Here is an 11,071-nt window from a genome sequence, read left to right on the forward strand (position 1 = left end):
TGGTCGGTTGATGTCGGGAATCTCATTTGCCTCTGAGACTAGAACAGGTTCCTATTTCTGTCGAGAACCGGTGTTCACCCCCGCTCGGACATGCGCTCATGCAGGAAGTGAGGTGAATCGCTGGCGTGCAGAGCGTCAGTTTTGTAACGTGTTCTAGTACAGAAGGAGGAGGAATCGCGATGGCAATTACCCCACAGGGGAGCGGTGCGAAGGTCCGGGAGCTCGATGTCGGCGCCGCACCGACCCGCTATGCGCGGGGATGGCATTGCCTGGGTCTGGCCAAGACGTTCCGGGACGGCAAGCCGCACGCGGTGAACATCTTCGGCACCAAACTCGTCGTCTGGGCCGACAGCAGCGGTGAACTGCGGGTGCTGGACGCCTACTGCAGGCACATGGGCGGCGACCTGAGCATGGGCGAGGTCAAGGGCGACGACATCGCCTGTCCGTTCCACGACTGGCGCTGGTCGGGCACCAACGGCAAGTGCACCGCGATTCCGTACGCGCGGCGGGTGCCGCCGCTGGCGCGCACCAGGAAGTGGACCACGCTGGAGCGCAACGGCCAGCTGTTCGTCTGGCACGACCACGAGGGCAGCCAGCCGCCGCCCGAGGTCACGATCCCGCACATCAAGGGCCCCTACACCGACGCCGACGGCAACCCCAGCGAGCAGCTCGACAGCGGGTGGACCGACTGGACCTGGAACTCGATGCTGATCGAGGGCGCCAACTGCCGCGAGATCATCGACAACGTGGTCGACATGGCCCACTTCTTCTACATCCATTTCGCCTTCCCGACGTACTTCAAGAACGTCTTCGAGGGCCACATCGCCACCCAGTTCCTGGAGACCAAGGGCAGGCCGGACATCGGCATGGCCTCCAAGTACGGCGGTGACACGCTGCTGAAGTCCGAGGCGTCGTACTTCGGCCCCTCCTACATGATCAACCCGCTGATCAACATCTACAGCGGTTACGAGGTCAAGAGCGTCCTGATCAACTGCCACTACCCGGTCACCCAGGACTCCTTCGTCCTGCAATGGGGCATCACGCTGGAGAAGCCGAAGGGCGTCGAGGGCGAGATGGCGGTCAAGCTGGCCGAGAAGATGACCGAGGGCATCAGCGTCGGCTTCCTGCAGGACGTCGAGATCTGGAAGCACAAGTCCAAGGTCGAGAACCCGCTGCTGTGCGAGGAGGACGGGCCGGTCTACCAGCTGCGTCGCTGGTACGAGCAGTTCTACGTCGACCTGGCCGACGTCACCGAGAAGATGACCCAGCGCTTCGAGTTCGAGGTGGACACCACCAAGGCGAACGAGGCCTGGGAGGCCGAGGTCGCCGAGAACCTGCGGCGCAAGCGCGAGACCGAGGAAGCCGAGGCAGGCGTCTGATGGCGGCCACCTGGGCGAAGGCACCCGATTTCGCCGATCAGCCCGCTCGGCGAGCCGAAGTGCGCGCCCAGACGGTGGTCGACAAACAGCGGTATCTGGAGGACGGCCTGACACCCCTGCGGTGCCGGGCCTGCCAGAGCCACGTGCTGGTGCGCAAGAGCAGTACGCACCAGACGTCGGTGCAGTGGACCGGCGATCCGGCCGAGCACTGCCCGGTTTTCGCCGAGCTGAGCGCGACCGGTCACGGGCCGGGTCGCCCTGACTCGTGTCCCGATCTCGAGCGCACCATCGCCTGGGCCGTGGACGAGGGCGTGCTCGAAATCCCTGAATAGCAGGGCTGTCCGGTGGCGGTGGGCGGCGATCCGTTCGCCCGCCGTTCGCCGCGGCGGTGACCGCGCTGTCGCGGCCGAGCCGCGCTCCGGCTACGTTGACGGGAACAAAATAGACCTTCGTGCCGAAACGGACCGCGTCCGATTCGGCGCCGCAGGAGGGAGTTTCCGCGATGCTGGTGCGGCATCTGGACTGCGCGACCATGTGCCCGGTCGGCGGGCGCGCGCTGCTGGGCAGCGGTGGGCTGCTGACCGGCGGGCTGGTCGGCCATTGCCTGCTCGTCGAGTCCGATGACGGTCTGGTGCTGGTGGACACGGGCTTCGGCATGGCCGACGTGCTCGATCGGGGCAGGCTGGGTTTCGGTACCTCGCGACTGCTGCGGCCGCGTTTGCGCCCCGAACTCACCGCGCTGCACCAGATCCGCGCGCTGGGCTATCGGCGCGAGGACGTCCGGCACATCGTGCTGACCCATCTCGATCTCGATCACGCCGGCGGGCTGTCCGACTTCCCCGATGCCACCGTGCACGTCTTCGCCGACGAACTCGACGCGGCGACCCAGCGCCCCACCCTCGGAGAGAAGCTGCGCTACCAGCCGCGCCAGTGGGAGCACGGTCCCCGCTGGCTGGCCCACGAGACCGGCGCGGACACCTGGTTCGGCTTCACCGCCGTCCCGGTGCTCGAGGACATCATGCTGATCCCGCTGGTCGGCCACACGCGCGGGCACAGCGGCGTCGCGGTCCGGCAGAGCGACGGATGGTTGCTGCACTGCGGCGACGCCTATTTCCATCACCGGCAGCTGGCGGCGGGGAAGGCGCGTCCCCCGGCCGGCCTCGGCGTGTTCGAGGTGCTCGCGAGCACGCTCGGACGCGAGCGAGTGGAGAACCTGGAACGGCTGCGCACGCTACACGCCGACCACGGCGACCGGGTGCGGATGTTCTGCGCGCACGATCCGCACGAACTCGACCGATTCGCCGCCGTGCCGGTGCGCTGAGCCCGGTCAGTCCAGCCGGAAATCCGCGAAGTCGAATCCCGGTGAGACGATGCAGCTGACCAGGACGTAGTCCGCACCCGCGGGCCGCGCCGACTGGCTGACCCCACCCGGCACCACCGCTTGCAGCGCCTGACCGCGCTCCAGGTCGGGGCCGAGGATCACCTCGTCGCCGCCGATGTCCAGCGCCAGCGGTCCGCCGCGATGCCAGAGCCACAGCTCGTCGGAGCGCACCGTGTGCGGGGCCGACCGCTCGCCCGGTAGCAGCAGGAAATGGATCGCCGTGGCGGCGGCGCGCGGGCCGGGGTAGCCCTCCGGCGTGAATTGCACCGGGCTGCGCCAGGTTTCGCGGTACCAGCCGCCCTCGGGATGCGGCGCGAGATCGAGTGTGACGGCGAGCGGCGGTCGATTGTCGGTCATCGTTCGACTATGCCCGATCCTTCGCCGCCCCTCAGCGCTCCTCGATGCGCCAGGTGATTCCGAAAGGAGCCAGCGCGTCCAGGAAATCGGCGGGATCGAACGCCTCCGCAGGCGCGAGCGCGCCCGATGGCACACCGCCCTCAGCCAAGCGGACCGCGGTCTCCATCGCCATCAATGCCGAATCGCGGTAGGAGTGCACGCCGCTGAGCACGCCGCGAACCCGGCGCCCGTCCACGCCGAACGCGTCGACGACGAGGTCGTAGCGCAGATCCGCGCTGGGCGCGTCGGGCAGCGTGTCGACGAGCTCGGCGGTGAACCCGCTGAGCGTGTCGAGGATCGAGGTGGCGAGCACGCCTTCGACGTAGGAGACGTCCGAGTGCCGGGGGATGGTCAACACCGGGGGCTGCGGGAATTTCGCGACGGCGGTCGGCTCGGTGTCACCGGGGAAGGTCATCTTCTGGTGGCGTGCCGTCGCGCCGGTGCGCAGTTCGCCGTCCGCGTAGTGCCAGCCGCCGTCGCGGAACCAGTCCAGGCTGGCCGACACCGTCTTGGCGCTGCCTTTGGAACCATTGCCGCCGCTTTTGCTCAGGTGGCTCAGCACCACCTCCGCCGGCCCGGCCACCCGGCGCGTAGTGAGGTGAGCCAGCAGGTCGCCGGGGAGGTTGCTGTCGGTGACGCCGGAGACCACGGTGACGCCCGCCGCGACGGCGCGCGGTCCGAACTCGTCGAGGACCCGCCGCAGGAACAGTTGCTCGCCGGACATGTCTGTGTAGTGCGCACCAGCGTCGATCGCCGCGGCGAGCACCGCCGAGCCGTGCTCGACATAGGCGGGCAAGCTGCTGATCACCACGTCGGCGTCGGTGAACGCTCTGACGAGGGCCGCGTGGTCGGACAGGTCGGCTACCCGTATGTCGGCGTCGGGCAGATCCGCCGCACCGGCGGCGGCGCGGATGCGATCGAGGTTGCGGCCCACCAGGATCGGGGTGAGGCCGCGGCGGCGCAGTTCGGCGAGCAGGTGGCCGCCGGTCTGTCCGGTCGCGCCGTAGACGGCGATGGTGGGGGTGGCTTCGGTTGATGTCATGGGAAGAAAGCTATTGCCTTCTCGTGAGTCTTCCAATGCCTACAATGCTCGTCTTTTTGTCTTAAACGCTCATACTAAGAGTGTTATGGTCAATAAGTGGACATTCTGAGCGAGGCCATCGCGGCCATCCGCACCGGCAGCCCCACCTCCGGTCTGTTCATCCGGCACGCCCCGTGGGGTCGGCGGTATCCGGTAGTGCCGGGAGCGGGTTTTCACGTGGTCTTGCAGGGCTCCTGCTGGGTGGTGCCGCCGGATGGCGAACCCATGGCGCTCGGCGCGGGTGATGTGTTGTTCATGCCGCGCGGCGCCGATCACGACCTGCTCGACAGTTTGGACACCCCCGTCACCGAGACCGCGGTGCCCGGCGAGCCGAGGGAGATCGTGGGGCCTGGCGTTCGGACCGCGTTGCTCTGCGGCGCTTACGAACTCGGCCGCAGCCGCACCCATCCGATCCTCGACGAGTTGCCCGAGTTCATCCACCTGCCCGCGCGCCCGGGGCGTCATCCCGCGCTGCGCGGCGCGGTCGACCTGTTGGCCGCGGAGATCGCCGAACCGCGTCCGGGTAGCGACGCGGCCGTGCCCGCGATCCTCGAGACGTTGCTGCTGTTCATCCTGCGCGCCTGGTTCGACGAGCAATCCGACCTGTGCTCCTCCGGCTGGGCGGGCGCCTTCGCCGATCCCGCGGTGGTGGCGGTGCTGCGCGCGGTGCACGAGGAGCCCGCGCGCGCCTGGACCGTCGCCGACCTCGGTGACATCGCGGGCGTCTCCCGCGCGACGCTCGCGCGTCGCTTCCTCGCGACGGTCGGCGAACCGCCCCTGGCCTATGTGACCCGCTGGCGCATGCTGACCGCCGCCCGCCTGCTCCGGGACACCGACAGCAGCCTCGGCGCGGTGGCCCGCCGGGTCGGATACGCCTCGGAGTTCGCCTTCGCGAAGGCCTTCAAACGCGAATACGGCGTGGCGCCGGGCCAATACCGTCGCGCGGCCGACAGTCCGCCTTTGGTCGCGGTCTGACCGGGCCGCGGCATATCGCTCGACCGGACCGGCGGGTGCGCGGTCACGGTGTGCGCGAGGACTGATCCCTGCCCGCGCCGTATGACGTGGTGACCGAGGGGAACGACGCCGAAAGGGGCGAGACTCGCGGGCTGTCGCCGAACTCAGCTGAACGGCGAGCGCGGCCTCTCCTGGAGTTCGCCGTCGACGTAGATGTCGACCTTCTCGTTGTAGAAGCAGACCAGCCCGGCGACCTTCTGGCTCTCCGGCAGCGGCGTGCGGTAGCCCCACGCGTAGTCGGGATACTCGTTTCCGCCGACGCGGACGGTCCAGTAGTCGGCGGTGCCCTTATATGGGCAGCTGGTGTGGGTGGCCGACGGGTACAGCAGATCCATCCGGACATCCGTCATCGGCAGGTAGTACCGCGCGGGCAAGCCCGTTTCGAAAAGGATGCGCGGAGCGCGCGAGTCGGCGACGGTGACGCCGTCGATCTCCACCCGCACATGCCGCGAACTGGCCAGGATGTCGACGCGCGAGTACGGGTTGCGCGGGTGCACGTAGATCGGTTCGTCCTCTTCGAACCACTCGTCCATCGCACCCCACTCCAGCCGGACCAGCTCGCGCAATTCGGTCAGCGGCGACTCGTGATAGCGCAGCGCCGCCCCGCCCGCGGTCGTGCCGTCGACCATGACGTCGTAGACCGTCGCGTCGCCGCGGCTGGTGGAATGCTGGGTCTGCCCGCTCGGTTCGAGCTTCGCGCGCAGATCCGTGACCGGCAGGTAGTAGGTCGGGTAGTGCGGGTTCTCCCACACGAGTACCGGCCGTACGCTGTCGGCGACCAAGTGCCCGCCCAAGTAGACGCGCACACGCTTCTGGCTGGTCTCGACGCTGACGCGCCCCCGCTTCGCTTCCGTCATATCTCTCGACCGTACTCCTCGGGGCGGTGCGCGCCAGACCGAAACGTCGAAGGCAGCCACGCTGGTGGCTGCCTTCGACGCGCTGGTGGGATCAGTCGTCGCCGACCGTGATGGCCTGGGCTTCCTCGACGCTGTGCGGAGCGGGATCGTGCTCGTCGAGATGGGCCAAGGCGGCGCGTCCGGTCAGCAGGACGACGACCGCGCCCGCGGTGCACGCCGCGCCCACCCAGAACGGCAGCGAGATGCTGTGCTCGCCGAGTTTGCCCGCGAGGTAGGGTGCCGCGGCGCCGCCCGCGAAGCGGACGAAGCTGTAGGCCGCCGACGCGGTGGACCGCTCCACCGGCGCGGAGATCATCACGGCCTCGGTGATCAGCGTGTTGTTCACGCCGAGGAACAGGCCCGCCAGCACGGTGCCGACGATCAGCACCGGCTTGTGCTCGGCGAACACGGCCATCATCGCCAGGTCGGCCGCGAACAGGCCGAGCGAGAGTCCCATCATCGGCAGCGAACCGAACCGGCGCTGCAACCGGGGAGCCAGGAACACCGACGCGATCGCCAGCAGCACACCCCAGCCGCAGAAGATGAAGCCGATCGCGTAGGTGCCCATATCCAGCGGGAACGGAGTGTAGGCGAGCAGGGTGAAGAAGCCGAAGTTGTACAGCAGGGCGGTGATGCTGACGATCAGCAGCCCCCGGTAGCGCAACGCGCGGAAGGGCGCGGCGATCGAGGTGTGGTGCGTCGGCTCGGGGCCGTCCGGCAGCAGGACGACGATGCTGACCAGCGCGATGGCCATCAGCACCGACACGCCGAAGAACGGTCCGCGCCAGCTGATGCCGCCCAGCACGCCGCCGACCAGCGGACCGGTCGCGATGCCGATGCCGAGCGCGGCTTCGTAGAGGATGATCGCGCGGGCGACGCCGCCGCTGGCCGCGCCGACGATGGTGGCAAGCGCCGTGGCGATGAACAGCGCGTTACCCAGGCCCCAGCCCGCGCGGAAGCCGACGATCTGCGCCACCGTGTTCGACATACCGGCCAGCGCGGCGAACACGATGATGATCGCCAACCCGGCCAGCAGCGTCTTCTTCGCGCCGAAGCGGCTGGACACCACACCGGTGACCAGCATGGCCACGCCCGTCACCAGCATGTAGCTGGTGAACAGCAGCGACACCTGGGAAGGCGACGCGTTCAGTTGCTCGCCGATCGGTTTGAGAATGGGATCGACCAAGCCGATGCCCATGAACGCGATCACGCTCGCGAACGCGACCGCCCAGACGGCTTTCGGTTGCTTGGTGTTGTCCGCGACCGGGGCGCGGGTGGGAGCCAAAGTGCTCATCAGTGTTCCCTCGAGATCGGATCGTGCTGTCGCGTAGCCGTTTTCAGGGCCTCCAGCAGGTCGTGCAGTTCGGTGTCCAGCCGTGCCAGTCGATCGGTGTCGAAGCCGGGCAGGTGTCCGCCGATCGCGGTGGCGAATGCGCGGCGGAACTCGGCCAGCCGGGTTCGCCCGGCCGGGGTGAGTTCGACGATCACGGCCCGGAAATCCTCCGGGTCCTTGCGCCGGGTCGCGAAGCCTTCCGCGACCAGCTTGCCGATCAGCGCCGTTGCCGCCGGCTGTGAACATCGGTCGATCCTGGCGAATTCGCTGACCCGCAGCGCGCCATGTTCGTCGAGCACCGCCAGCGCCCGCAACATGGCCCGCGGCAGGTCGTCGCCGCTGATCACCCCGGCCAGCCGAGTGAGCCTGCCCGCGGTGACGAGAAGGTCGACGACGATGTCATCCGCTACGTTCACCTGAGCCTGCCGCACAGGAATATTATTACATAGGCTAACTATCTATTGTGGTGAAGCCGGCCACACGAGGTGAACCCCCGGCGGAACGGTGTGCTCCGCCGGGTCGCCGGAGTCTGCGTCGTCCGAATCAATCCGCTTGATCGGCAAGGGAACTCGCCGGTTCTTCGTAGTGGATGTCGTAGGCCGCCGCGATGGGATTGATCTTCACCGGATCCAGCGCCCCGTCGGTCAGCACCGATGCTCCGGCTTCGAAGAGGTCCTCCAAGTAGCACTCCCAGCCGCCGGGCGAGGAGATCTGCAGTACCCGGGGCGGCGGCTGCGATCCGCAGCGCAGGGCGTGTGGCACGCCGTGTGGCAGTAGCACGAACATGCCTTCCGTCGCGGAGAGCGTTCGATCGTCGAACTCGACGTCGAGCGTGCCTTCGAGCACGTAGATGCATTCGTCCGCGACATGGTGGGTGTGCCGGGGGATATCGCGCGCGAGGGTTACCTCCAGCAGGGAGAACCTGCCCTCGGTGTCGGCGGTGGTGGCCTTGACCGCGAACGCGGGCGGCAACGGCACCCGGCCGGGCCGTGTCTCGCCGGGAGTCAGAAGACGAAAACGATTGTGCGACATGAAGTGCTACCCTTCGAAGCGATGAAACGGAATCGGAATCCGTTTCCGATTGAAGGGTAAACATGGAGGGATCACCAGTGTCAAGGCCGTCGGCGCCCCGCAGGCAGCGCGCCGACGCCACACTCAACCGTGCCCGCATCGTGGCCGTGGCCCGCACGCTGTTCGCCGAGCGCGGCGTCGCCGTGCAGCTGCCCGAGATCGCCCGCGCCGCCGGCGTCGGCGTGGGTACCGTCTACCGACATTTCCCCACCCATGCCGACCTCATCGAGGCCGCGGCCGAGCAGCGCTTCGCCGAGATCGAGGATTTCGCCCGCACCGAATGCCTGCGTGGGGAGCCCGGACGTGGGCTCGCCCGCTACTTGCGTCATGTCGGCGAGGTGCTGGCGGCCGACCGGGGCCTGTCGGCGGCGATCGAGGCCGCTCGGCAGTCGGCGGGCAGCGAGCCGAGAGGCGAATCCCGTAGCAGGCTCGAGGACGTGATCGGCGAACTCGTCGAGCGGGATCGGGCGGCCGGAACGCTGCGCGACGACTGCACGGTGGCGGACGTCTACATGATCGTCGGCGCGTTGTCCGCCACCATCGCCGGCGGCAGCGGTGATTGGCGCCGGCTCGTGCGGATCGTTCTGGATGGCCTGCGTCCCGATGTGGCCCGTGGACGCTCGAACGAGTGATGCCGCGAGGTCAGCCGGGGGCTATGTTGGCGTTGCGGTGGAAGACGTTGCCCGGGTCGTAGTCGGCCTTGATGTGCGCCAGCTTCGCGTATTTCGTGCGTCCGTACGATTCGCGAACCCGGTCGTGGTCCGGGTCGGCCATGAAATTGACATACCCGCCGCGGTTGGAGGCCAACGGACGCAGCGCTTCCCACGTCGTGCGCACCCATTCCCGATCCATGGCGAGCGTCTCGGTGTCGGGGGTGATCGCGGTGATGTTGCACTCGTAATGCGAGTGGCGCGTGCCGCCGAACGCCGTGTCGTCCTCGCCGACAGTGCTGAACGTGCCGCTGAGCGGGAAGATCGGCATGAACGACAGCGGCGCGGTCTTCTCTGCGGCGTGCTCGGCCAGTACCGCGATGACGTCGTTGGAGAAATCGTGGAGGTCGAGCGCCTTCTCGTAGCCGTGCAGACCCCACGGCGCCGCCGCGTCGAGCATCCGTTGCAATTCGGCATACCGGATCGGGGTGAAGAATTCGAACAGCGGCGGCAGTGCGTTCCGGATCGGCGCCATCGCGGCGGCGTGTTCCTCGGCCGTGCCGAAACCGGCGACGATCAGGGCGTGGCCCGCGTGGCCGTGGTATCGCTCGGCGACGAAAGGCGCGGGCGGGGCCGACATCGCCAGGGCGATCAACGCTCCCGACCTGCGCGGCAGCGTGGGAATGAATTCGCGGATCAGGCGGAGCGCGTCGGTGCCGTCCGGCATGTCCCAGAACAGCAGGCCGAGGTGGATCTGCGGCCCGACGTGATGCAGGCGGTACTCGAATTCGGTGACCACGCCGAAGTTTCCGCCGCCGCCGCGCAATGCCCAGAACAGTTCCGCGTTCTCCGTATCGGACGCTCGCACCACCTGGCCGTCGGCGAGCACCACCTGCGCCGAGACGAGATTGTCGATGGCGAGTCCGGCCATGCGGGTCAGCCAGCCCATGCCGCCGCCGAGGGTGAGGCCGCCGACGCCGGTGTCGCTGATCACCCCGCCGGTCACCGCCAGCCCGTACGCCTGGGTGGCGGCGTCCATGTCCGCCATCGTCGCGCCGCCGCCGACCCGGGCGCGCTCGGTCTCCGGATTCACAGCTACGCCCTTGAGGGCGCTCAGGTTGATCATCAGGCCGCCTTCGCCGACCGCGGTCCCGCTGTAGGAGTGGCCGCCGCCGCGCACCGATATCTCCAGTCCGCGCTCGCGGCCGAAGGCCAGCGCCGCGGCCACGTCACGCGGCGACAGGCACTGGGCGATCACCGCGGGGTGCCGGTCGATGTCGCCGTTCCAGATGGCGCGGGCACGGTCGTATCCGGTGTCTGCTGGGCCGTACACCGGCCCGTCCATGGTGGACCGCAATGCTTCGAGATCGGAATTCACTGTTTGCGTCATGGCATCCTCCCGGCTGGTGGGCCCCGACGACTTGTGGGAGGCGAGTCGGCAGCTCGACTCGCTACGGCACCGATTCCGACCTGCGGTGCCACTCGAAAACGCATCCCCCGGCATGCGCGTGTGGCGCCTGTCACATCTTAGTGCATCGCGTCCGCGCCGCACAGCCTGTCGAGGCAGCGGCGCGCCGATGATCGAGTCGGTGCCGCCGCTGCCCCGGCTCACGCGGGCTGCGTCGTCGGCCGGTGCGCGGCGCCGAACAGTTGTGCGTCCCCGTGAGCGCGCTTGAAGAACAGATGCGCGTCGTGCTCCCAGGTGATCGCGATGCCGCCGTGCAACTGAACGGTCTCGGCCGCGATGGCGGTGAACGCGTCCGAGCAGTGCACGCGGGCGACCCAGACGTCCTCGGCGGCCGACGGGCTGTTCGCCGCCACCGCGGCGGTCGCCGCGACGGACGCGGACCGGGCCGATTCCAGCAGCACG

13 protein-coding genes are annotated in these 11,071 nt (G+C 68.5%); 5 read left to right on the forward strand and 8 right to left on the reverse strand.

Annotated features, from left to right (window positions below; all coding sequences use genetic code 11):
• Window positions 1-179 precede the first annotated feature (179 nt).
• The 3 genes from ON21_RS02295 to ON21_RS02305 all read left to right on the forward strand — a co-directional run bounded on the left by ON21_RS02295 (window position 180) and on the right by ON21_RS02305 (window position 2,700).
• Window positions 180-1,379, forward strand: a complete 1,200-nt coding sequence (locus ON21_RS02295) for a 3-ketosteroid-9-alpha-monooxygenase, oxygenase component (protein WP_039794788.1) — start codon at window positions 180-182, stop codon at window positions 1,377-1,379.
• Window positions 1,379-1,711: a hypothetical protein gene (locus ON21_RS02300; protein ID WP_051020212.1), complete on the forward strand. Its 333-nt coding sequence runs from the start codon at window positions 1,379-1,381 to the stop codon at window positions 1,709-1,711. The genes ON21_RS02295 and ON21_RS02300 overlap by 1 nt, the downstream gene beginning before the upstream one ends.
• 119 nt (window positions 1,712-1,830) lie before the next feature.
• Window positions 1,831-2,700: an MBL fold metallo-hydrolase gene (locus ON21_RS02305; RefSeq protein ID WP_245562430.1), complete on the forward strand. Its 870-nt coding sequence runs from the start codon at window positions 1,831-1,833 to the stop codon at window positions 2,698-2,700.
• A 6-nt stretch (window positions 2,701-2,706) separates the two neighbouring features.
• Here the strand turns inward: ON21_RS02305 and ON21_RS02310 are convergent, their stop codons facing one another.
• Window positions 2,707-3,117, reverse strand: a complete 411-nt coding sequence (locus tag ON21_RS02310; RefSeq protein WP_039794793.1) for a cupin domain-containing protein — start codon at window positions 3,115-3,117, stop codon at window positions 2,707-2,709.
• Window positions 3,118-3,148: 31 nt separating this feature from the next.
• Complete coding sequence (locus ON21_RS02315; protein ID WP_039794794.1) at window positions 3,149-4,198, reverse strand: saccharopine dehydrogenase NADP-binding domain-containing protein; 1,050 nt, start codon at window positions 4,196-4,198, stop codon at window positions 3,149-3,151.
• A gap of 96 nt (window positions 4,199-4,294) precedes the next feature.
• Here ON21_RS02315 and ON21_RS02320 point away from each other — a divergent pair, with 96 nt between their 5' ends.
• Entirely contained in the window at window positions 4,295-5,212 is a 918-nt protein-coding gene (locus ON21_RS02320) for an AraC family transcriptional regulator (protein ID WP_039794796.1), read from the forward strand.
• A gap of 143 nt (window positions 5,213-5,355) precedes the next feature.
• On the opposite strand, the gene ON21_RS02325 is transcribed toward ON21_RS02320, so the two are convergent.
• From ON21_RS02325 to ON21_RS02340, 4 genes are all read right to left on the reverse strand, one after another.
• Window positions 5,356-6,108 carry a DUF427 domain-containing protein gene (locus tag ON21_RS02325; RefSeq protein WP_039794799.1) on the reverse strand — a complete coding sequence of 251 codons (753 nt, stop codon included), beginning with the start codon at window positions 6,106-6,108 and terminating at the stop codon, window positions 5,356-5,358.
• Between the two features lie 91 nt (window positions 6,109-6,199).
• Window positions 6,200-7,441, reverse strand: a complete 1,242-nt coding sequence (locus ON21_RS02330; RefSeq protein WP_039794800.1) for an MFS transporter — start codon at window positions 7,439-7,441, stop codon at window positions 6,200-6,202.
• The gene (locus tag ON21_RS02335; protein ID WP_039794801.1) at window positions 7,441-7,896 is read right to left on the reverse strand and encodes a MarR family winged helix-turn-helix transcriptional regulator; all 456 of its coding nucleotides are present in this window, start codon (window positions 7,894-7,896) and stop codon (window positions 7,441-7,443) included. The genes ON21_RS02330 and ON21_RS02335 overlap by 1 nt, the downstream gene beginning before the upstream one ends.
• Window positions 7,897-8,023: 127 nt before the next feature.
• Window positions 8,024-8,512, reverse strand: coding sequence for a cupin domain-containing protein (locus ON21_RS02340; protein WP_039794802.1), 489 nt, complete (start codon window positions 8,510-8,512; stop codon window positions 8,024-8,026).
• Between the two features lie 77 nt (window positions 8,513-8,589).
• On the opposite strand from ON21_RS02340, the gene ON21_RS02345 reads away from it, so the two are divergent.
• On the forward strand, window positions 8,590-9,183 hold the full coding sequence (locus ON21_RS02345; protein WP_218004030.1) for a TetR/AcrR family transcriptional regulator: 594 nt from the start codon (window positions 8,590-8,592) through the stop codon (window positions 9,181-9,183).
• Window positions 9,184-9,193: 10 nt separating this feature from the next.
• Here ON21_RS02345 and ON21_RS02350 read toward each other — a convergent pair whose 3' ends face one another.
• Window positions 9,194-10,591: an FAD-binding oxidoreductase gene (locus ON21_RS02350; protein WP_039794805.1), complete on the reverse strand. Its 1,398-nt coding sequence runs from the start codon at window positions 10,589-10,591 to the stop codon at window positions 9,194-9,196.
• A 218-nt stretch (window positions 10,592-10,809) separates the two neighbouring features.
• Window positions 10,810-11,071, reverse strand: a 262-nt coding sequence (locus tag ON21_RS02355; protein ID WP_169332661.1) for an acyl-CoA dehydrogenase family protein, incomplete at its 5' end; no start/stop codon positions are given.

The sequence above is a fragment of the Nocardia araoensis NBRC 100135 genome (genome assembly GCF_000308435.1).
GTDB classification, from domain to species: domain Bacteria; phylum Actinomycetota; class Actinomycetes; order Mycobacteriales; family Mycobacteriaceae; genus Nocardia; species Nocardia araoensis.